The organism is Brevibacillus sp. FSL K6-0770 (assembly GCF_038000275.1).
GTDB classification, from domain to species: domain Bacteria; phylum Bacillota; class Bacilli; order Brevibacillales; family Brevibacillaceae; genus Brevibacillus; species Brevibacillus parabrevis.
On the sequence record NZ_JBBOBQ010000001.1, the window covers coordinates 2,766,494 to 2,784,907 of the forward strand.

Consider the following 18,414-nt stretch of genomic DNA (forward strand, 5'->3'; position numbering starts at 1 on the left):
GTGATTGGGGTTACGGTTCAAATCCCGAGTGACGAAGGCAGTGCTCAAATGGGAAAACGATGATATGTTTTCGTCTCACCAGAGCAGGAGAGGGGCAGGTGATTGATGGGCAACTGGAGCTAGTGACTGGGACGTCGCCCTGGTAGCGCCAATTGCATGTCGCAATTGTTTAATCGAAACAAGTCCTGTTCCTCCATTGAATAGCCTTTGTTATCCGATTATAATAGCCAAGTGAAAATGATAATCAATATTATCGTAGGGGTTGTAGTTGTTTCGTTACACGACAATGATCGGTGCGGCCGCTTTGCTTTTGAGCCTAACAGTTGTACTGTCCGCTTGCGGAAGCAATGCAGATGGTAACAGAAGTTCTCAGTCTGGGGGAACGCAAAGCTTGAGTTCAAGCGCGCAGTCCGCTTCCGAGGCGGAAAAAGGAGAAATGAGAACGTTTAAAGATTCGTTGAATCGGGAAGTGGTGATTCCCGTTCGGCCCCAAAGGGTGGTCGCTTTGGCCTTTGTCGGCGAAATGTTGGCCCTCGGGCAAAAACCGATCGGAGCGACAGACCAGTTACTGCGATTTTTTTCTGCCGAGGAGAAGCAAGGCATTGCCAACATCGCTGTGGACACAGCGAGCAAGGAAGCCGTATTGGCGCTAAATCCCGACTTGATTCTCGTCTCCGCCCGCATGGCGCCAGAAGAAATCGAAGCCTACAGCAAAATCGCGCCAGTCGTGGCGGTCCCTTTCTTCGGGGACGCATTTGAATCGCTGCATCTCGCCGCAGACATTTTGGGAAAGGAGCAGGAGGAGAAGGCATGGATCGAGCGCTATGAAACGAAAGCCAAACAGTTGCAGGACAAAGTCAAGCCAATGTTCAAGGAAGGGGAAACAGGCGTCGTCATTCAATTTGCCTTAAAGCAAATCTATACATATCGGACAAGCACGTTTCCGACCGTCTATCAGGTGCTGGGCCTGATTCCGCCGAAAAAGCTGCAGGAATTGGAGCAGCAAGAGAATTTCAAGGGAGTTGTACCGCTGGCGGAGGAGGTGTTGCCGGAGTTTGCGGCAGATCGCATTTTCGTCATCGTGAATGACGAGGAATCGCAACAGACGTTTGAAGACGCGAAGAAAGGTGCTGTTTGGAAAAACTTGCCTGCCGTTCAAAATAACCAGGTGTATGTGATTGACAAACGGTTATCTATAGCCGATGCCAGCACGTTGGATTGGGCGTTTGGTGAAGTGGAAAGGCTCTTGCTGAAATAAGCACGAAAGCGAAAGGGGGTTCGGACATGGGAAATGCACCGGATGAAAACACGAGGAATCAGTTCCCCTTGTTCGTACTTGAAGAGGTCGAAAAAGTTTGCGTACTTGCGAAGGATACCAGGCGGTTTCGGGCGGAAAGCAGCTTTAGTCTTATGGCTGTGGCAGATGGACAAGGCAAGCTCTGGCTTCAGGAAAACGCTGAGCAGATTGCCAAGGGAGCCTGCTGGATGGTGGAGCCTGCAACCTTTTGCGAAATAGCTAATACGGGGCAAAAGGAGCTGCGGCTGTACCGTCTGTTATTTCGGACAGTGGAGCGCAGTAAAGGGAATAAGGGCGGGGAAACGTTCCGGTTCCGTTTCGATCACGTTTTCAACATGAAGCCGGCTCATCGCGTGCTCGTCGACTGTCAAGCTTTGCTGCGGCGTTGGCCGGCGGAGGATGATATCGAGCAATTCAAAATGCAGATCGCCTTTCAGCAGTTGCTTTGCTTCCTTTTGGAGCAAACGCGAACGGTCGATGCGGAGGAGAACTCGGCCGCTGCAATCGAGCGTTCGATTGCATATTTGCACGATCATTATGCCGACGAACTGACCGTGCAGCAATTGGCGAAGCAAGCGAATCTCGGTGTTCGCCAGTATACCCGTTTGTTCAAAAGGACGACGGGAAAAAGCCCGATCGATTACTTGACCACCTATCGGATCAATCGGTCGAAGGAGGAACTCCTTATCGGTGGCGAGCTGCTGCATACCATCTCGCGCAACAGCGGGTTCAAAGACACGCATTATTTCAATCGGCGATTCAAACAAATCGTCGGCCTTCCCCCGAAACAATATGCGTGCAGTCGTGGCTGCGATACGAAAATCGTCACGCCGCACTATGTTGGGGACATGCTGGCGCTTGGCGTTAAGCCGATTGGCGCGCTCGACATTTCGCTCGATTCGCTTCGGGAAATCGCGAGCAGTATCAAGAGTATCGGCGACAACCAAGTGGAGCTGGCGAGAATTGAACCTCTGCAGCCGGATTTGATCGTGGCTTCAGATTTTATGGTAAGCTCGGAGTTTTCCGTCATTTCCCGACTGGCACCTGTTATCGTCGTACCTTGGGACGAACGGCCGTTCGAGCGCCTTCAGCGAATCGCCCGGGTGCTCGGCAAAGAGGCGGAAGCCAACCAGTGGCTGGAGCGCTACGAGTTGAAGAAAAAGGTTGTTCAGAAGCGAGTGCGTCCATTGGTCGCTCCGGAAATAACGGCTGCTGTTCTGCGCATAGACAATGGCAAGGTGTGGCTGCACGCCCCGCGTTTTTTTCCGACCGTCTACGAGGTGCTCGGGTTTTCTGCTCCAAGCTTGCTGGTGAACCACGTCCAGCAGGATGAACACATTCGCCGAGTGCCGATTGACTTTGCTCGATTCGCGGATTTGCAGGCAGATAAGCTGATCGTCATCCGCGGGAGAGAACAACAATTTCAGGAATGGTTCGACGAATTGCAGCGTACGAAAGGCTGGAAAAACCATGAAGCAGTACGGAGGGGCCAGGTGCATGTGCTTGAGCATCGCTGGGCTTCCTATGAAGCGATCACATTGGAATGGCAGCTGGACCAGGTTGACCGTCTACTATCCCATTTACCAACGACAGGAGTGGGCCGATCATGCTCCATTGTAAAAAGCAGTTGAAGCTGTCTACCTTGCTTATAACGCCGGGTTCGTCTGGCGGGGGATGGCGGGATCAGACGGCGCAGCCGGAACGGATACTGGACTTTGCCTTTTATCGCGAGCTGGCGCGAACGGCAGAGGAAGGCAAGCTCGATTATATTTTTCAACCGGATAAATATACGATATCAGCAAACAGCCCGGAAGAACTTCGCCGGGGGATTAACGTTTGGCCCGAGCCTGTGACGTTGCTGTCTGCTCTTGCAGGGGCGACCTCGCATATCGGTTTGTCCGCGACGATATCGACGACCTACCATGAACCGTTTCATGTCGCACGCATGCTGGCGACGCTCGATCATCTGAGCGGCGGCCGCGCTTCCTGGAACGTCGTCACCTCGATCGGCGATCTGGATGCGCACAACTTTCGCAACGATCACCGTCCGTTGCACGAGCAGCGGCACGCGCATTCTGGGGAATTTCTTAATGTGGTTAAGGCGCTGTGGGACAGTTGGGAGGACGATGCGATCAAGATTGACCGGGAAACGGGCGATTTTGCCGATCCTGCCAAAATTCACACGTTGCATCATGAAGGGGCGTGGTTTTCCGTGCGCGGGCCGCTGAATGTGGCAAGGCCGATTCAGGGTCATCCCGTCATTATCCAAGCCGGACGGTCTGATACTTTCAGGGAACGGGCGGCCCAGCAGGCGGACGTCGTGTTCACCGCTTTACGCACCTTGCCGGAAGCACAAGCTTTTTATTTCGACCTGAAACGGCGCTTGGCCAAATACGGCCGGGCCACGTCTGATTTGCTGCTGATGCCGGGCTTGAATGTGGTGGTCGGCGCAACGGAAGCCGAGGCGAAGGAGAAGCGGGAGCATCAGGAGCGTTTGTTGCTTCCGGAGGCGCGCAAGGATATCGTTTCATCCTCGCTTGGACTCGACGTATCTGGATACTCGCTCGACGATCCGCTTCCCGAACCGGATCTGGCTGACGCTGGCACGGCTTCGTACAGACAGTGGAAGCAAACAGCGGATCAGCTCGGTTTGGTTACGATTCGCCAGTTGTACGAGCATGTGAGGCAACAGAGCGGGCATTTTTCGATCACAGGCACTCCAGCGCAAATTGCCGATCGCTTGGAAGAATGGCTGACGAACGATGCTGCGGACGGATTCACTTTCATTCCGCACCTGCTGCCGCAATCGCTGCACGATCTCGTTCATTTTGTCATCCCCGAACTGCAAAATCGTGGCATTTTTCGCACGGAGTACAGCGGAAGTACGCTGCGTGAGCATCTGGGCGTGCCGCGCCCGTCCAATCGGTTCGTGGTGGGGTGAACCTGAAACAGTCCGGAACTGATTAAAGAAATAGAGCAAGGCAATTGCGTTTAAGCGAGAATGGGAAGCGGAGAGCTGAATCAACACATGACCGTGGTCATCTTTACTGAGTGTTTGCAGGCTATACAAGCATCAGATGGATGGGGCGGCGTGCGTGGACACAAATGTAAAGTACAAGAAACCCCCGTCAACAGCACGGGGGTTGGTCACGCTTTATGCTTATTTTTTGGTAGGGTCCAGAGGACTGATCATAACGCTATTATAGTAGACTTGCTCCTTGGAATCCGTGTGGGTAAATATGAGCATGTAGCGATCCAGCTTGTAAATGATCTGGTGTTGCCTTTTGCCGCCATACCAAGGCTGATCGCCAACCACTTCAAAAATTTCCTCTTTTGTCAGCGGGGCAAAGGGAGCTTGGATGACCATGACAGTCGATTCGCCATTGATCCGATTGAGGAAGTAACGGTAGCCGTCCCGCTCAAAAAAATGGGCGTTCGGGACTGGCGATACGATTTCGCTTTCCTGCAAACCATAGTTTGCTTGCAGCTCGTCGCGCGTCGTCTGTAAAGGGATGCTGCCGCCCATGGTTCCCTCGGACAGATGTTTCACGGTATGGGCAAGGAATTTTTGTGCATTTGCGGAAGATTCATATGGACGATAGCTTTCGTACGCACTCCTGTCTGCTGGCTCGTTTTCGAATGCAGCGAAGACAGGCAGGCTGCCAAATAGCAGTAAGCCAATGACGATGATCATTTGTTGCCAGAGCTTCATTAGTACCTCTCCTTATGCGAACGGGGCCGTTATCTTTTCAACAACCATTCATTTTTCCAACGAATAAAAACAGTCATTCACCATGGTGCCAGCAATTTCAGTATGTTCCGGCACGATTTTATCCAGCTTCATTCCCGCCTTTTCCAACACCTTTCTGGAAGCTGCGTGCTCTTCAGAACAAACAGCTGTGAATTTTCGGAAGCCATATGCATGAGCAGCGTGGTCCAGGACAAAAGCAAGCGCTTCGGTTGCATAGCCTTTGCCTTTGTGCGTATCCAAAATAATAAAGCCTACTTCCGCAGTGAGCACGTCACGATCACGGGTGCAGATGCTGATCAAGCCAACGTCGTTTCCGGTGTCTGTTTCGCGAATGATCCAGGTGAGCCAGTGGGTGGAGTCGAGAGTCCACGGGGCCAACTCTTTCGCAAAGTTGCTTCGGATCGCTTCCTCGCTCATAGGGGAGCCGATATGCTGCATGAGGACCGGATTGGTGTAAATGGAGCGAATCAATTCCCAGTCGGGCGGAGCCAGTTTGGTGAGAGTCAAGTGTTGGCTGGTCAATGGATTGGACATGGCAGTCTCCTTTTTACATCCGAAGTAGTGTGGCTGTCAGCCGGGAAGGCAAAAGAACGCCTAGTAGCAGAGCGAATGGCGTCAGCATCATTCCTTTGTCAGTTGATTTGGAGTTGGGATAATATTACAACAAGAGCGATCGAAAATCACCTCTATTTTCCAGCGACAGCGAAATATTTTCATGATGATCATAAAAAGCTTCCTTGTGCTTATCGCGGTCTGTTTATTTTGAAAACGTGGAAGATGGTGGTAATATAAAGAGAACTTCTTTACGCTTTGCATCCAACAATGTGCGACGGAAAACGCAAAAAGGGGAGAAAGGAGACGAGAAATGTGCTCGATTTTGGCGCTGTTTCTTTAGAATGGGGCACTCTGCTTACGCAGCTGTCGGAGCATTTGCGCAAGTGATGCGGGAAGCTGTTTGCCCGCTGAGACTGTAGGCGGTACTAGCAACGGGCACGTAAGAACCAGGAGCGTCTGGAAAGGAGGGCGTCGATGAAGGAGACAAATTACGGTCATTAGCTTCCAAAAGGAGGTTAATGATGAGCAGAAGCTACAAGCACTTTCCAGTTGTCAAAGATCAGACGGGACCAGGCAAGCGATATGCCAAAAGGTTGGCGAGCAAGGCTGTTCGCAGATACCAGAAAGGCATTTCTATCGGCGCGATGTACCGCAAACTGTTTTGCTCCTGGGACATCAACGATTTTCGCTTCTACCGAACTCTTGCGGCTGCCATCCGCGAATGGGAAACGAGCCAGGTGCCGCGGGTGAGAGCAAAGTCAAAAAAGCAAATCCAAAACGAATGGGCCAAGCACTACTACCGAAAATAACAAATCGCCATGAAAAAAAGAGCAGAAGGAAGCCTGCTCTTTTTTCGCGTGGAAAAGAAGGCGCGATCACAAAAAACGCACGAGCGCCTGGACGAACTTTTCCAAATAAGCTTGATCGATTTCGTCAAAACGGTTTTTGCGCGGGCTGTCGATGTCGAGGACGCCGAGCAGTTGTCCGTCTTTTACGATCGGGACGACGATCTCCGACTCGGAAGCTGCATCGCACGCGATATGCCCTGGAAACAAGTGCACATCCTCTACGCGAACCGTTTCCTGCTTCTGCGCGGCGGTGCCGCATACGCCTTTTCCGAACGGGATGCGCACGCATGCAGGCAGTCCTTGGAACGGACCGAGCACGAGTTCATTTCCGTCGTTCAGATAAAAGCCCACCCAGTTGACTTCCTCAAAAAACTGGTTCAGCAGCGCTGCGGCATTGGCCAGATTGGCAACCTGATTGGACTCGCCAGCGAGCAAGGCTTCCAACTGCTTGATGACCAGTTCGTATTGCTCTTCTCTATTTCCTTGAAATTTTTCGACTTGGAACATGGATGGTCCTCCTAACAGCTAATTGTCTATGGCTTTACTCAGATATTATAAAACATCCTGAGGGCATTGGCTTCACGAGATTCTATGGACGAGCAGATTTGTTGCCCACTTTTTCCTAGAAGCGAGCCGAAAGCTCTTGTACAATGAATGAGAGCAGAACATGGAGATTACCTGTAGCTGGGACTGGAGGAAATACAGATGGAAAAAGCGACATTTGCGGGCGGATGCTTCTGGTGCATGGTGACACCGTTTGATGAGCTGCCGGGCATCGGAGGCATCATCTCCGGGTATACCGGGGGAACGGTGGAAAACCCGACCTATGAACAAGTAAAAACAGGCGAAACCGGACACTGGGAAGCGGTCGAGATTACGTTCGATCCCGAGTTGTTTCCATATGAAAGACTGCTGGAGCTGTTTTGGCAGCAAATCGATCCGACTGACCCGGATGGACAGTTTCACGATCGGGGCAGCCAATATCGCACCGCGATTTTTACCCATAACGAAAAGCAGCATGAGCTTGCGGTCGCATCGAAACAAGCGCTGGCGGCGAGCGGTCGCTTCTCCAAGCCAATCGTCACGGATATTTTGCCTGCGTCCGTTTTTTATCCCGCCGAAGAATATCACCAAGGCTACCACAAGAAAAACCCGAAGCATTACAAGGAAGACCGGGAAAAGTCCGGCCGCGATGCGTACATTCAGCAGCATTGGAAATAAAAGCAGCTTCCTAAAAAGCAGCAGGCAAGCCCGACATGGTCTGCTTGCGATCCAAACCCGTCCTGTGCAAAGGGCGGGTTTTTGGTTGGACTTGCCAATCAGGATGAGAACAGGTCGCTAAACCAAGGCAGCGACAAATAGACGCCTGCACAAATCAACAAGAAAATGACCGTTTTCATGATCGCACCCGCCCAAAAATGCTGGGGATGCACGGCGCGTTCGACCAGCCTTTCCAGTACGAGAAACAGCAGGATGGCAAGAAAGGCGAGAATGACAAACCCGATGAACGGTTCCATTTGACTGGCACCTCCCGAATATTTCCTGGCACTTCCATGCTTGCAATCCCTGCGCCGTGTCACCTTACGTCCAGCCTAGATACGTCACTGAAAATCTTTCCACGTAAAATCGATCGAGAGGTAGCCGACATGTCGTTCTTTGATCGGCGCTTTCCCTTTTGTCGCCAGTTCCGGTTTGCGAAAACAGACGAGGTCTTCGTGATAGCCAAACAGGCGGCAAACGTCTGGACGAAACGAATGAATGCCGCAACGATCGTGATTGACGTCGTAGAAAATGCAGGTGCCGGGAAAGCGCTGCTGATGCGCCAAGCCTTCGCGGAGCTTTTTCGGCATGGCTTTCAGCTTTTTATGTATGAGCTTTCGTTCCTTGTCAGTGATGGGTACCGGGCCACAGCATAAGCCTTTGCAGCCCTGACATGGCAATGTGTTCATTACAGCACATCCTTTCATCCAGTTCTTCGCTGTCCCTTGCGTAAAGAATAGTATGAAAGGTTTAAAAGCTGATGTAAATGATTAAATATTTTAATATAACACAAAAATAAATTTTTGTCAACAATTATTCCGATTGTATTCCCTGCTTGTCTCTGCTTGGAAAAAGGTCGCCAATTAGGAAAATATTCTCATGAAACTGGTAATATTTTGGATTAAGGTGTAGAGATGAAAAGGGGGATTGGTTACCGTGAAAAAAATATGTGCATTGCTACTCAGTATCGGACTGGGACTGACAGGTTGCGCTTCTGCACCAGCGGAAACGCCAACTGCGGGAACGCAGGCAAGCTCTTCTGAAAGTTCCGCACCGACCAATGCGACTTCGACTGCCGCTGCACCAGCAGAAACACCCGCTGCGGGAACACAGGCAAGTTCTTCGGAAACTTCCTCGCCGACCAATGCAGCGTCGGCTTCTGCTGCCAATGAAAAAACGAAGATTTCCAAGGCTGCCTTTGACAAGATCGAAAACGGCATGACGTATGAGGAAGCAACGGGGATCATTGGGGGAGAAGGCGAGCTGCTGTCGGAAGCAGGGAACAAAGGGGAGCAGCATCATGCTGTCGTCTACATGTATGAAGGAGAAACGCTCGGAAGCAGTGCCAGTTTGGCATTCCTGGATGGCAAACTGCAAGTCAAATCCCAAATCGGTCTGCAATGAACGAAACCCGTCTGTGCGCTCAGCATCGGACGGGTTTTTATTGGGAGATGTGTGTTAGTTAGGATCTGCTGTCACCAGGGCGATGGCAAAACCGTCGTAGCCTTTGCTGCCGACTGTTTGAATGGCAGTCGCACTCACTCTTGGCTCTGCGGCAACGAGATCGGCGAACTGGCGAACGCCGAGGATGTTAGGATCGGTGCTCGTTTCGTCGATGACCGCACCTTTTCTCACGACATTATCCGTGATGATCACACTGCCTTTGCGCGAGAATTTGAGCGCATAGCGGAAGTAGTCCGGGTTGTTCTTCTTGTCTGCATCAATAAAGATCAGGTCGAACGGTCCTTGATTTTCGCGATCGAGAGCGGAGAGGCTGTCCAGAGCGTCGCCAAGGCGGATTTCCACCAGCGATTCGAGTCCGGCACGAGCAATGTTCGCTTTTGCTACCTCTGCATGCTTCGGTGCGGCTTCGAGCGTGATCAGGCGGCCGTCTTGAGGCAAGGCGCGAGCGAGCCAAATCGTGCTGTAGCCACCGAGTGTACCAATCTCCAGAATGGAGCGTGCCCCTTGAATCTGGGCGAGCAAGTGCAGGAACTTCCCCTGGTTGGGGGCCACGTCGATTGGCGGAAGGCCAGATGCTGCGTTGTGTTCCAAAACGGCGTCCAGTACAGGATCTGCTGAAACCAGTTTCGTCGTAAAATATTCATCTACAGCTGTCCATTGATCGCGATTCATCGTCTCACTCCTTTTTATGGCAAAACTAGCATACCATAAAAGCATCTTTGCCGAAAATATTGGAAAAGCGCTACGATTCAAAGCGACACGAAACAAAATCAAGCGGAAAGTATTGCGTTTGTTACCATAATTTTCGCATGGTATGATCGACCAATTCCGTAGATAATAGAAAAGTAATCCAAGCTAGCTAGTATAATCCAACTTGGGGATTGAATGCGTTCGACTTAATTCAGGCAGATAGGTCGGCGCTATTTTTTTGTTCCATTCATAGGTATTATTACCTAAAAGTGATGGTTGTTGCGAGTTCTATTGTCCTATATCATGAAATCATTCACGTATGACATATGCGTACTACCCCGTACGCCCCGGCCGGAAGCAGCGGCTGGGATTTTTTTTTGTTCACCAAAAGCCATCCAGTGATCTCCTATCGCTTACAAAGCCATATTTGGTATATCCTATTGGAGGACTCGCAATGTTCTTGGGGTCTGCGGCGGCTCAATAATGCAGATGAGCCGCCGCATTTTTTTATGCCAAAATCGCAGGCGGGGATAAATAGTTACATAGTCCTGGACGGTCAAATCGGTCTCCTGCGTCTCTATATTGGAAAGAACCCGCACTCATACATGCTCCATTTCCGGTCATCCTAAAGTAAGGATAACTTGTCAGGAGGTGTTTGCATGCGTACGATACTGGCAATTTTGGCGATCGCGCTGGTCATGACAGGATGCTCGGGGAAAAACAATGCGCAGACACAGCAACAGAACAAGGCAGAGCCGTTGTGCACACCTGTGCCTGTCCGGCATGCGGAGTGGGAAGAGCAGGCGAAAGCGATTGCCGCTAAAGTGGATGGGATCGATGAAGTGGTTGCTGTCCAGATTGACAACGATTTGAACCTCGCCATCAAGGTTAGCAACTTCAATCGCTTTAAACTGCAATCGATTGAAAAAGAAGTGGCGGGCAAGCTGAAAACGGCATTTCCCGATTCGAAAGTTCACGTCACTTCTGATAAGAAACTGTTTATGGACTTGCAATCGATGAGCGGTACGCCATGGCCGACGGATGTAAAAGAGGCGTGCCAGAAGAAAAAAGCTGCAAAAGAGCTGGAAAAGAAAATGAAAGGGTAACTGGGACGAAGACCTCACCATCGCAAGCGGATGGATTGAGGTTTTTTGCTTCGTGTAAAAAAAGAAAAACTCCCGATTGGGGAGTTGAGTTTCTTCTAGTAACGGTCATGATCGTGATGGTCGCGATCGCGTTCGCCACGATCACGATGCAAGTCGATGCCACGCAGCTCGCTTTTTGCTTTTTCAACCAATACTTGATAATCTCTGACCACTTCGGTCAGAGCGGAGACGGATTCTTTATAATCCGGTTCGTTACAAATCCCATCAATCGCCCGATGGAGGTGAAACATTTTATCTTCGGTTTTTCGGATAAATTCTACCCAATCCATGCCGTTCATAAAAATACCTCCTTTCTAAAGCTTAGGCTTTACCCGTTCGCCAAAAAGTATGCAAGTGTGCCTTTGTTTGCCCGTCAAAGTGCGGCGCCCGTCATTTTCTCTAGAAATAAAGTTGTCCAGTACGTAATATAGAAAGATGGGTTTTCATCAGGCGTTCGCAAAAGCAAATGAGGTGCAGGAAATGGATGTATTCGCAAAAGTAAACAAGTCGCTGGAAAAAATCATGCCGTTGTTGACCCCGAGCAGTGTGGCGATTGGCGTGCTTGCGGGATCGCACCTGCAGCCGTTCGCGTTTTTGTCTCCGTGGGTTTTCGCTTTTATGACCTTTGCAGGGAGCCTGGGATCTGGGTTCAAGGAGTTTGCCAAAGTGCTGGCACGTCCGTTGCCGCTGCTGGTCAATTTGATGATTTTGCATGTCATCATGCCGTTCATTGCCTGGGGAGTGGCGCATCTGTTCTATCCCGACGATGTCCATGTCATTACCGGCTTTTTGCTGGCGGCGCTCATTCCGACGGGCATCTCCAGTTTTTTGTGGTCTTCGATTTACATGGGAAACGTCGCGCTGACGCTGTCGATTATTTTGCTCGACACGATGATTTCGCCGCTTGTGGTTCCTTTCGGCATGTACGTGTTGCTCGGGGCGAAAGTAGAGATGGATACATGGGACATGATGCAGGGACTCTTTTTCATGATCGTGCTGCCGTCGCTTGCCGGTATGCTGTTGCATCATCTGTCGCGGGGGAGAGTAAAACAGACGCTGGCTCCCAAGCTTTCTCCGTTTTCCAAACTGGGCATGGGTGTGGTCGTCGCGATTAACAGCTCGATGGTGTCGAATTATTTCCAGGCATGGGACGCCAAGCTGTTCGGGATGGCTGTGTTGGTGCTTTTGCTCGCCATTCTCGGTTACTTGCTAGGCTGGTGGATGGCAAGACTGTTTGGCTGGGAACGGGACGTAATCGTCGCGCTGACTTTTAATAGCGGGATGCGCAATATTAGTGCCGGAGCGGTTATGGCGATTACGTATTTCCCTGCTACAGTGGCCCTGCCTGTCGTGCTCGGGATGCTGTTTCAGCAGACGCTCGCCTCTACGTTCGGCAAGTTTTTGGATGTGGTGGAAAAGCGGCCGCAACCAATCGGGAAGGAAGTCGCCCAGTAGAAAGCAGGAAGATTCTGCTTTTTCATATTGCCTGTTCGCATATTGTTCGTATATAATGAAGCAAACGTACGTTCGAGGGTGATGTTTATGCTGGAGACCATTCTCGTTCCTGTGAACAAGGAGATGCAGCGGGTTCCCGTGCTTACAGCCGTACATCTTCGCGTCTACAGAATGCTGGAAAATGGAACAGAGATTCAGACGATCGCGTCCAATCGTCAAATGAGACGGGCAGTAAACGATTTGTACAGGCTAGGGTGGGTGAAATCAAGTGATGAGCGGTATTCGTAACGGCGGAGGACGTCAGCTTTTTCCGCAAGACATGGCTCAGCCAGTGATCACAAAGCAGGAGCGTGAATCGTTTTTGTACATGCTCCGTGATTCCGGCAGGGAAGATTATGGCGTGACAGTCAGCTGGTGGGTGTCCATGGATGGCGAGCGCGGGAATACGCACAGCATGTGGGGCGTAGTCAAGTGGGTTGACCCCAAGGCACGCAAGGTTCAACTGGTCAATGAAGCGAGAAGCGAGTGGATCGGTTTGGAGCAGATCGTGAACGTTCTTGGATAAACGAAACGACCGAAAAAACAAGAAAAGGAGGGGCGCGAAGTCCCTCCTTTTTGCGTGCGAACAGATAGAGAATGATAACGGAAAGAAATGGTGTAAGAAAAACTAACATAAAAACTCAGAAAAATGACAAAACAAGTTGACAATCACTCGTTTCATGTTAGTATATATTACATAGCATGCATTCTCTCCACTTCCTATCTTCGGCCCAGAAATGGGTCCCTTTTTTTGCCCGAGGCCATCGATTATTGCGGATAGGGCTTGCCTTCCCCTTGAAAGAGCTTGCTTACCATTTGATACAAACGGCCGGACATATCCGGGAACACAAAGGAATACTGATTGGCCCCTTCCTTGAGCAAAGCGACTGGCGCTTCAATCGTGTAGGGGATTTTCATCAAATCGAGCATTTTTTTGTATTCATCTACCATGGAGTGATCAACGGTATAATAAAACGATTTGGAAGGGTTCATTTCAGCACGCTCCTTTTCCATATTGTAGCATACGTAAACAAGAAACACTCTGCTGCAGAAGCTGGCAGAGTGTTTTTGCGTACCAAGAGCAGGTCGTTTAGCTGCTGAAAAAGCTCCTGCTGGAATGTTTTCTTTTGTAGTGGGAACTGCCGTAATGAGAGTGTCCGTGCCCCCTGTGGCTGGACCCGTAACCTTTCCGGTATTTGCGGTCGCTGCTGCTGTATTTCCGGTATTTGTGGGAAGCATTCGAGTGATTACCCAGTAAATTTTTCAAAAGCTTTTTGAACATCCCCATCACTCCCAATTGTCTTGTCAGATTCGGCTGCGTATTCGTATATACGCATATGTCTGGAGACAGTTTCACTTTGTTTCGCTTTTTTTATGCAAAAGCGGTCCGATGCGATCAATCCGATTTGTCCAGATTCCTCCGTTGAACTTCTCGGGAACCCGGTTCAAATCGGCCGGGGTATCGAAGCCTTGGGAGAAGTCGCCGCTTCCTGCCACCAGGATGACGCGAGTATCCGCTGCTTCCATTCTTTCCATGAAGCGATTAGGCCAACCCCACAGCCAGGGAGCGATTTGATCGGGAATATGCAGCTGGGTCCCGGCGCAGGCGTCCGGAACGTATCCGGACCAGCCGACAGCGATGTAAGGAATCAGGCAGCTTTTCATCGTGCTCATCGACATGACGCGCAGCTCCGGCATTGCTTGCTTCAGCGTGGCAACAGGCTCGTCGCCGCCGTATACAGCGAGCTTCGCCAGCCGTTCTTTCGGCAAGGGCTGCAAAAAGGCGGCAAGCGCTTTGCCTTCGTTTGGATCGTGGCTTTTGATGTGGATCAACAATGACTCCGTCGGAAATTCCGTCAGAACCTCGTCGAGAGAAGGCATCAGTCCGACACCTTTGCCGCGAAAAGGATACGTGCGCCCGCCGTCTGCCGTGTAGTTGTAGCCCACGTCCAGCTTTTTCAGCTCGGACATGGTGAAGTCTCTCGTCACCCCTTCGCCATTGGTGCGACATCCGAGCGTCCAGTCGTGAAAGACGGCGAATTGAGAATCTTTCGTCCAGTGGACATCGAGTTCAACGGCATCGGCTCCGGCTGCGAAAGCCGCGCGCATGGAAGGAAGCGTATTTTCCAGGTAAGGATGTTCTGGTGGGTAAATTTGCTCGGCTGTGCACGTTTCGTTTGTGATTCCTTCCATATGAAAGGTTTGCGCCACTCCGCGGTGAGCCAGCAAAAAAGGAGAGCCGTCAGGCGGACTCGCCAAAAAAGAGCTGTTGACGACCCACATATAGAGAAGGAGCGTCAGGAATGCCCAAAAGAAGATGCGGCGCAACCGCTTCTTTTTCGGTGCCGATTTGATGTTTTCCATAGATGGAGCGGCCTCCGGTGCTGTATGACCTGTTTTTCTACCGCTATTTTACCAAAGCAGGCGCCAGGAGGAAAACATGTCTCTGTGCGCAAGAGGGACTTGGCACGGGGAAAAAAGACTGGCAGAATAGAGCGTACGTATGGATTGACTTACCGAGCAGGGGGAGTTCGATGAAAATAGCGCTGCACCAGATCGCCTATCAAATCGGGATGCACCCAAACGAGATGGCCAAGCTGGTTTACGAGGGAGAAATTACGGGTGAAGTGCCTAACCGCAATCCGCAAGCGAAGGATGCGTGGGTGGATTTGCATTCATTGAAAAACTTCATTGAATGGAAGTTCGATCAAGGGGCATTTGACCAGATGTTTTTCGATAAAGCCATGCGGCATGTCAACAAAGCGATGGGAAACAAATAAAGCGCAAGCGAAAAAGGAGACATACTTTCGATGCAGGAATCGATCATTTATTGCATGGTGCCAAAAGCTTACTGGGAACAGTGGAAAGAGAAGGAGCATTACCTGCCCCGCGACTACGAGCAGGAAGGTTTTATTCATGCCACAAAAGGCGACGAGCTGTTGGGGAAGGTAGCGGACCGGGTATACGGCGCATTTGAAGGGGAGTTGTTCGTCCTCGTAGTCGACGAGAGCAAATCCGCTTCTCCGATCAAATACGAGCAGGCGAGCGACGGACTGCTTTATCCGCATATTTACGGTCCGCTCAATCACGATGCCATTGCCGATATTCGCCGGATGGAAAAAGTGGACGGGCATTGGCGCATCGGCGGGTCTATTCGCTAGTCGTTTATCCGGCTTATCCGTTCCAGTTGAACTGATTCAGCAAATCGCGCACTTCCTCGCGCTTGGATGCAGGCAGCTTGTCGAGTCTGCGCAGCAATAGCGCGATCCTTTTGCGCTGCTCGATTTCGGGGAACGGCTCGGCATGCCTGCTCACCCATTGGCGCTTGAGCCGCACCGGGTCTGTCTCCGCGATGATTTTTAACAGCTTTCGTTCCAGAAAATCAAGGGAAGCCATCGGTCAAACTCCTCTTCGTCCAAAATCAGATGCTACCAGTTTATCATACATACTTCTGGCGTGAACGGAGAACAATGGTACAGGTAGTGAATCTAGTTGGAACCAGAGGAGGAATTGTGATGGCAAAACCGGATGATCGCTCTGACAACGCTGCCAAGCTGCAAGAAATGGCGCGAAATACAGAGGAAAATATCAACGAGGCGAATGACTATCTGGCTGCGCACGCAGGGGAGATTTCCGCCAAGGAACGTGCGGACATCGAGGCGAAGAACGAGCGTCGTGCAGAAAGTGCAGAAGGCTTCCGTTCGGAAATCGAGGATGAGACGTCCCAGTGAGCTGAAAATCATCTCGCATCGACACCTGCCACAAGAGTTGCGGCAGGTGTTTTTGGCATGGAGCGGGGAAAAGTGCAACAAAACATGAATTGTTTTGCGAAACATGGTAATCTGTAGAAGAACAAATTGAATCAAGAGGAGAAAGACTATGAAACGACCAGAAGACACACGCGTCGTTGTCGGCATGTCCGGCGGAGTCGACTCCTCCGTGACGGCTTACCTGCTCAAGCAACAGGGATATGACGTCATCGGCATCTTCATGAAAAACTGGGATGATACCGATGAATTCGGCCACTGCACGGCGGAAGAAGACTTCCAGGATGTCCGGCGCGTCTGTGAACAGATCGGCATTCCATATTACACCGTCAATTTTGAAAAAGAATACATGGATAAAGTATTCCAGTATTTTTTGGATGAATATAAACGCGGGCGCACTCCGAACCCGGACGTCATGTGCAACCGCGAAATCAAGTTTGGCGAACTGCTGGCAAAAGTGATGGACCTGGGAGCCGATTACATCGCGACAGGCCACTATGCGCAGGTGAAATTCATCGACGGGGAGTACAAGCTGATCCGAGGCGCGGACAACAACAAGGACCAGACGTATTTCCTCAACGTGCTCGGCCAGGAGCAGTTGTCCAAAACGATGTTTCCCATCGGACATTTGCCAAAGCCCGAGGTGCGCAAAATTGCCGAGGAAGCAGGGCTTTACACCGCAAAGAAAAAGGACAGCACAGGGATTTGCTTCATTGGCGAACGCAACTTCCGCGAGTTTTTGCAAAACTACTTGCCAGCGAAGCCCGGCAATATCGAGACTGTCGAGGGAACCGTGATCGGGCAGCACGATGGACTGATGTACTACACGCTCGGTCAGCGCCAAGGGCTTGGAATCGGCGGCGGACACGGCACGAGCGGTCAACCGTGGTTTGTCGTGGACAAGGATCTGGAACGCAACGCACTGATTGTCGGGGAAGGCTCCGATCATCCCCGCCTGTACTCAAGCAGTCTTTTGGCGACAGACGTGAGCTGGGTTAGCGCCAACAAGCCAACTGGATCGTTTGTCTGCACCGCGAAGTTCCGTTATCGTCAGCCGGATCAGCAAGTGACGGTACACGTGCAGGAAGGCAACACCATAGAGGTCGTTTTCGCTCAACCGCAAAAAGCCGTTACTCCTGGACAGGCCGTCGTCTTCTACGATGGCGAAGTTTGTCTCGGCGGAGGAACGATCGACAAGGTGCGTTCGATAGATAAAGAGAATTAATATACGGGGGAAGCGCTTGGTGGATGCAACGAAAAAATCCAAAGTGATTATCGTTTCGTTTTTGGCGGGAGCACTCCTCTTGGGGTTTCTCGCTTACATGGGAATGTCGGCTACGAGCAGTGAGCACATGGCGACGATCCAGGCTGTCATCAAGGAAAAAGGCGGCGTGATTGAACCGGGCGGCGTGACCGCTGTTCCTGCCGATGAAAGCCCTTTTGCCAAAAGCGGAAAAGGCAATACGATTTACCGCATTGTGTACAAAAAGGACGGGGAAAGCCTGACAGCTTGGTACCGTTCCGAAAACCATTCCTCCATCATCAAAGAGCCGGAAGAGTGGATTCTTCCGAAATGAAGAATAACCTTGACTGGGAGAGTGAGGGCATTACATGACCCAATACGCTGGACTTCGTGAGTTGGCCCAATTGATTAGCAGACTGGAGCCGCAGCTTGCAGGGGCAACCTTGAGCATTTTGGCCCATGAAAACAAAGAGCAGATCGCATCCTTGCTTCTGGAAGGGCTGGGCAGCGGCGTTTCCGTGCAAAACAGCTCTGGCGAATACGCCAACCATTTGGCGAATTTGCGCGTGGGCGCGAACAAATATACGTTCGCCCAGGACTGGCGCGAGGTGTACATCAGTGAGATCAATTACTGCGCCTGTCGGATTCCGCCGGGCGGTCACGGTCTTTTGGTGCACCATACCGACTATCCCGGGGTCATTTACGACGTATCCCGCAAACTGGCTGACCACGAAATCAATATTTCCAAGCTGAACGTGTCGCGCGAGCAAAAAGGGAAGAACGCCCTGCTTGTTTGCGTCACGGATGAAGAGATTACGCCAACAGTTGTAGCGGCGATTGAAGAGCTGCCGCAGATCAACAAGGTGTTGTCCCTCCAGTAAGCCGAAAAAGAGCAGAAAT

27 protein-coding genes are annotated in these 18,414 nt (G+C 51.1%); 16 read left to right on the forward strand and 11 right to left on the reverse strand.

The genetic code is table 11. The features are described 5' to 3' along the window. The first annotated feature begins 391 nt into the window (after window positions 1-391). The 3 genes from NST23_RS13530 to NST23_RS13540 are packed head-to-tail and all read left to right on the forward strand — an operon-like array spanning window position 392 to window position 4,238. Complete coding sequence (locus NST23_RS13530; RefSeq protein WP_280648369.1) at window positions 392-1,258, forward strand: ABC transporter substrate-binding protein; 867 nt, start codon at window positions 392-394, stop codon at window positions 1,256-1,258. Between the two features lie 26 nt (window positions 1,259-1,284). Next, the gene (locus NST23_RS13535; RefSeq protein ID WP_340963833.1) at window positions 1,285-2,928 is read left to right on the forward strand and encodes an AraC family transcriptional regulator; all 1,644 of its coding nucleotides are present in this window, start codon (window positions 1,285-1,287) and stop codon (window positions 2,926-2,928) included. Further along, window positions 2,904-4,238, forward strand: a complete 1,335-nt coding sequence (locus NST23_RS13540) for an LLM class flavin-dependent oxidoreductase (RefSeq protein ID WP_340963835.1) — start codon at window positions 2,904-2,906, stop codon at window positions 4,236-4,238. The genes NST23_RS13535 and NST23_RS13540 overlap by 25 nt, the downstream gene beginning before the upstream one ends. A 219-nt stretch (window positions 4,239-4,457) precedes the next feature. On the opposite strand, the gene NST23_RS13545 is transcribed toward NST23_RS13540, so the two are convergent. Continuing rightward, window positions 4,458-5,009, reverse strand: coding sequence for a hypothetical protein (locus tag NST23_RS13545; RefSeq protein ID WP_173595940.1), 552 nt, complete (start codon window positions 5,007-5,009; stop codon window positions 4,458-4,460). A 48-nt stretch (window positions 5,010-5,057) separates the two neighbouring features. Next, window positions 5,058-5,582: a GNAT family N-acetyltransferase gene (locus tag NST23_RS13550; protein WP_122963340.1), complete on the reverse strand. Its 525-nt coding sequence runs from the start codon at window positions 5,580-5,582 to the stop codon at window positions 5,058-5,060. Window positions 5,583-6,124: 542 nt separating this feature from the next. Here NST23_RS13550 and NST23_RS13555 point away from each other — a divergent pair. Continuing rightward, window positions 6,125-6,412: a hypothetical protein gene (locus NST23_RS13555; RefSeq protein ID WP_122963339.1), complete on the forward strand. Its 288-nt coding sequence runs from the start codon at window positions 6,125-6,127 to the stop codon at window positions 6,410-6,412. 66 nt (window positions 6,413-6,478) lie between these two features. Here NST23_RS13555 and NST23_RS13560 read toward each other — a convergent pair whose 3' ends face one another. Next, complete coding sequence (locus NST23_RS13560) at window positions 6,479-6,958, reverse strand: GAF domain-containing protein (protein ID WP_122963338.1); 480 nt, start codon at window positions 6,956-6,958, stop codon at window positions 6,479-6,481. 198 nt (window positions 6,959-7,156) lie between these two features. Here NST23_RS13560 and msrA point away from each other — a divergent pair, with 198 nt between their 5' ends. Further along, window positions 7,157-7,672, forward strand: coding sequence for a peptide-methionine (S)-S-oxide reductase MsrA (msrA, locus tag NST23_RS13565; protein WP_122963337.1), 516 nt, complete (start codon window positions 7,157-7,159; stop codon window positions 7,670-7,672). A gap of 98 nt (window positions 7,673-7,770) precedes the next feature. Here msrA and NST23_RS13570 read toward each other — a convergent pair whose 3' ends face one another. After that, on the reverse strand, window positions 7,771-7,968 hold the full coding sequence (locus tag NST23_RS13570; RefSeq protein ID WP_173595942.1) for a hypothetical protein: 198 nt from the start codon (window positions 7,966-7,968) through the stop codon (window positions 7,771-7,773). A gap of 84 nt (window positions 7,969-8,052) precedes the next feature. Further along, the gene (locus NST23_RS13575; RefSeq protein ID WP_122963335.1) at window positions 8,053-8,400 is read right to left on the reverse strand and encodes a YkgJ family cysteine cluster protein; all 348 of its coding nucleotides are present in this window, start codon (window positions 8,398-8,400) and stop codon (window positions 8,053-8,055) included. A gap of 247 nt (window positions 8,401-8,647) precedes the next feature. Between NST23_RS13575 and NST23_RS13580 the strand changes: the two genes are divergently transcribed. Beyond that, a complete protein-coding gene (locus NST23_RS13580) occupies window positions 8,648-9,115 on the forward strand; it encodes a DUF3862 domain-containing protein (RefSeq protein ID WP_122963334.1) in 468 nt (155 codons plus the stop codon). Between the two features lie 54 nt (window positions 9,116-9,169). On the opposite strand, the gene NST23_RS13585 is transcribed toward NST23_RS13580, so the two are convergent. Beyond that, a complete protein-coding gene (locus tag NST23_RS13585; protein ID WP_122963333.1) occupies window positions 9,170-9,847 on the reverse strand; it encodes an O-methyltransferase in 678 nt (225 codons plus the stop codon). Window positions 9,848-10,524: 677 nt separating this feature from the next. On the opposite strand from NST23_RS13585, the gene NST23_RS13590 reads away from it, so the two are divergent. Further along, window positions 10,525-10,971, forward strand: a complete 447-nt coding sequence (locus NST23_RS13590) for a YhcN/YlaJ family sporulation lipoprotein (RefSeq protein ID WP_122963332.1) — start codon at window positions 10,525-10,527, stop codon at window positions 10,969-10,971. Between the two features lie 95 nt (window positions 10,972-11,066). Here the strand turns inward: NST23_RS13590 and NST23_RS13595 are convergent, their stop codons facing one another. Beyond that, window positions 11,067-11,309 (reverse strand): hypothetical protein, encoded by a 243-nt coding sequence (locus tag NST23_RS13595; RefSeq protein ID WP_063231054.1) that lies wholly within the window; start codon window positions 11,307-11,309, stop codon window positions 11,067-11,069. A gap of 181 nt (window positions 11,310-11,490) precedes the next feature. Here NST23_RS13595 and NST23_RS13600 point away from each other — a divergent pair, with 181 nt between their 5' ends. From NST23_RS13600 to NST23_RS13610, 3 genes are all read left to right on the forward strand, one after another. Further along, window positions 11,491-12,465, forward strand: coding sequence for a bile acid:sodium symporter family protein (locus NST23_RS13600; RefSeq protein WP_122963331.1), 975 nt, complete (start codon window positions 11,491-11,493; stop codon window positions 12,463-12,465). Between the two features lie 87 nt (window positions 12,466-12,552). Continuing rightward, a complete protein-coding gene (locus NST23_RS13605) occupies window positions 12,553-12,753 on the forward strand; it encodes a hypothetical protein (protein ID WP_063231052.1) in 201 nt (66 codons plus the stop codon). After that, complete coding sequence (locus NST23_RS13610) at window positions 12,737-13,030, forward strand: YolD-like family protein (protein WP_122963329.1); 294 nt, start codon at window positions 12,737-12,739, stop codon at window positions 13,028-13,030. Before NST23_RS13605 ends, NST23_RS13610 begins: the two co-directional genes overlap by 17 nt. A gap of 242 nt (window positions 13,031-13,272) precedes the next feature. On the opposite strand, the gene NST23_RS13615 is transcribed toward NST23_RS13610, so the two are convergent. From NST23_RS13615 to NST23_RS13625, 3 genes are all read right to left on the reverse strand, one after another. Next, complete coding sequence (locus NST23_RS13615) at window positions 13,273-13,497, reverse strand: hypothetical protein (RefSeq protein ID WP_122963328.1); 225 nt, start codon at window positions 13,495-13,497, stop codon at window positions 13,273-13,275. A 97-nt stretch (window positions 13,498-13,594) separates the two neighbouring features. Continuing rightward, window positions 13,595-13,786 carry a hypothetical protein gene (locus NST23_RS13620; RefSeq protein WP_122963327.1) on the reverse strand — a complete coding sequence of 64 codons (192 nt, stop codon included), beginning with the start codon at window positions 13,784-13,786 and terminating at the stop codon, window positions 13,595-13,597. Between the two features lie 71 nt (window positions 13,787-13,857). Further along, a complete protein-coding gene (locus NST23_RS13625) occupies window positions 13,858-14,868 on the reverse strand; it encodes a glycerophosphodiester phosphodiesterase family protein (protein WP_173595943.1) in 1,011 nt (336 codons plus the stop codon). 170 nt (window positions 14,869-15,038) lie between these two features. On the opposite strand from NST23_RS13625, the gene NST23_RS13630 reads away from it, so the two are divergent. Further along, window positions 15,039-15,284 carry a hypothetical protein gene (locus NST23_RS13630; RefSeq protein WP_173595944.1) on the forward strand — a complete coding sequence of 82 codons (246 nt, stop codon included), beginning with the start codon at window positions 15,039-15,041 and terminating at the stop codon, window positions 15,282-15,284. A 30-nt stretch (window positions 15,285-15,314) separates the two neighbouring features. Further along, window positions 15,315-15,665 carry a DUF952 domain-containing protein gene (locus NST23_RS13635; RefSeq protein ID WP_173598766.1) on the forward strand — a complete coding sequence of 117 codons (351 nt, stop codon included), beginning with the start codon at window positions 15,315-15,317 and terminating at the stop codon, window positions 15,663-15,665. A 13-nt stretch (window positions 15,666-15,678) separates the two neighbouring features. Here NST23_RS13635 and NST23_RS13640 read toward each other — a convergent pair whose 3' ends face one another. Beyond that, window positions 15,679-15,900, reverse strand: a complete 222-nt coding sequence (locus NST23_RS13640) for a hypothetical protein (protein ID WP_122963324.1) — start codon at window positions 15,898-15,900, stop codon at window positions 15,679-15,681. A 119-nt stretch (window positions 15,901-16,019) separates the two neighbouring features. Between NST23_RS13640 and tlp the strand changes: the two genes are divergently transcribed. The 4 genes from tlp (at window position 16,020) to NST23_RS13660 (ending at window position 18,395) form a co-directional block, all read left to right on the forward strand. Further along, window positions 16,020-16,235: a small acid-soluble spore protein Tlp gene (tlp, locus tag NST23_RS13645; protein WP_122963323.1), complete on the forward strand. Its 216-nt coding sequence runs from the start codon at window positions 16,020-16,022 to the stop codon at window positions 16,233-16,235. A gap of 148 nt (window positions 16,236-16,383) precedes the next feature. After that, on the forward strand, window positions 16,384-17,496 hold the full coding sequence (gene mnmA, locus NST23_RS13650; protein ID WP_173595945.1) for a tRNA 2-thiouridine(34) synthase MnmA: 1,113 nt from the start codon (window positions 16,384-16,386) through the stop codon (window positions 17,494-17,496). 19 nt (window positions 17,497-17,515) lie between these two features. Further along, a complete protein-coding gene (locus NST23_RS13655) occupies window positions 17,516-17,848 on the forward strand; it encodes a hypothetical protein (RefSeq protein WP_122963321.1) in 333 nt (110 codons plus the stop codon). Window positions 17,849-17,882: 34 nt separating this feature from the next. Next, on the forward strand, window positions 17,883-18,395 hold the full coding sequence (locus tag NST23_RS13660; RefSeq protein WP_063231043.1) for an ACT domain-containing protein: 513 nt from the start codon (window positions 17,883-17,885) through the stop codon (window positions 18,393-18,395). Window positions 18,396-18,414: the final 19 nt, after the last annotated feature.

Bases quoted from the DNA above. Each gene is read 5' to 3' on its own strand.
- NST23_RS13595 (WP_063231054.1), bottom strand. From the start codon at position 11,309: ATGAACGGCATGGATTGGGTAGAATTTATCCGAAAAACCGAAGATAAA.
- mnmA (WP_173595945.1), top strand. From the start codon at position 16,384: ATGAAACGACCAGAAGACACACGCGTCGTTGTCGGCATGTCCGGCGGA.
- NST23_RS13630 (WP_173595944.1), top strand. From the start codon at position 15,039: ATGAAAATAGCGCTGCACCAGATCGCCTATCAAATCGGGATGCACCCA.
- NST23_RS13545 (WP_173595940.1), bottom strand. From the start codon at position 5,009: ATGAAGCTCTGGCAACAAATGATCATCGTCATTGGCTTACTGCTATTT.
- NST23_RS13615 (WP_122963328.1), bottom strand. From the start codon at position 13,497: ATGAACCCTTCCAAATCGTTTTATTATACCGTTGATCACTCCATGGTA.
- NST23_RS13575 (WP_122963335.1), bottom strand. From the start codon at position 8,400: ATGAACACATTGCCATGTCAGGGCTGCAAAGGCTTATGCTGTGGCCCG.
- NST23_RS13625 (WP_173595943.1), bottom strand. From the start codon at position 14,868: ATGGAAAACATCAAATCGGCACCGAAAAAGAAGCGGTTGCGCCGCATC.
- NST23_RS13590 (WP_122963332.1), top strand. From the start codon at position 10,525: ATGCGTACGATACTGGCAATTTTGGCGATCGCGCTGGTCATGACAGGA.
- NST23_RS13660 (WP_063231043.1), top strand. From the start codon at position 17,883: ATGACCCAATACGCTGGACTTCGTGAGTTGGCCCAATTGATTAGCAGA.
- NST23_RS13555 (WP_122963339.1), top strand. From the start codon at position 6,125: ATGAGCAGAAGCTACAAGCACTTTCCAGTTGTCAAAGATCAGACGGGA.
- tlp (WP_122963323.1), top strand. From the start codon at position 16,020: ATGGCAAAACCGGATGATCGCTCTGACAACGCTGCCAAGCTGCAAGAA.
- NST23_RS13535 (WP_340963833.1), top strand. From the start codon at position 1,285: ATGGGAAATGCACCGGATGAAAACACGAGGAATCAGTTCCCCTTGTTC.
- NST23_RS13570 (WP_173595942.1), bottom strand. From the start codon at position 7,968: ATGGAACCGTTCATCGGGTTTGTCATTCTCGCCTTTCTTGCCATCCTG.
- NST23_RS13560 (WP_122963338.1), bottom strand. From the start codon at position 6,958: ATGTTCCAAGTCGAAAAATTTCAAGGAAATAGAGAAGAGCAATACGAA.
- NST23_RS13585 (WP_122963333.1), bottom strand. From the start codon at position 9,847: ATGAATCGCGATCAATGGACAGCTGTAGATGAATATTTTACGACGAAA.
- NST23_RS13640 (WP_122963324.1), bottom strand. From the start codon at position 15,900: ATGGCTTCCCTTGATTTTCTGGAACGAAAGCTGTTAAAAATCATCGCG.
- NST23_RS13610 (WP_122963329.1), top strand. From the start codon at position 12,737: ATGAGCGGTATTCGTAACGGCGGAGGACGTCAGCTTTTTCCGCAAGAC.
- NST23_RS13600 (WP_122963331.1), top strand. From the start codon at position 11,491: ATGGATGTATTCGCAAAAGTAAACAAGTCGCTGGAAAAAATCATGCCG.
- NST23_RS13635 (WP_173598766.1), top strand. From the start codon at position 15,315: ATGCAGGAATCGATCATTTATTGCATGGTGCCAAAAGCTTACTGGGAA.
- NST23_RS13540 (WP_340963835.1), top strand. From the start codon at position 2,904: ATGCTCCATTGTAAAAAGCAGTTGAAGCTGTCTACCTTGCTTATAACG.
- NST23_RS13605 (WP_063231052.1), top strand. From the start codon at position 12,553: ATGCTGGAGACCATTCTCGTTCCTGTGAACAAGGAGATGCAGCGGGTT.
- NST23_RS13620 (WP_122963327.1), bottom strand. From the start codon at position 13,786: ATGTTCAAAAAGCTTTTGAAAAATTTACTGGGTAATCACTCGAATGCT.
- NST23_RS13550 (WP_122963340.1), bottom strand. From the start codon at position 5,582: ATGTCCAATCCATTGACCAGCCAACACTTGACTCTCACCAAACTGGCT.
- msrA (WP_122963337.1), top strand. From the start codon at position 7,157: ATGGAAAAAGCGACATTTGCGGGCGGATGCTTCTGGTGCATGGTGACA.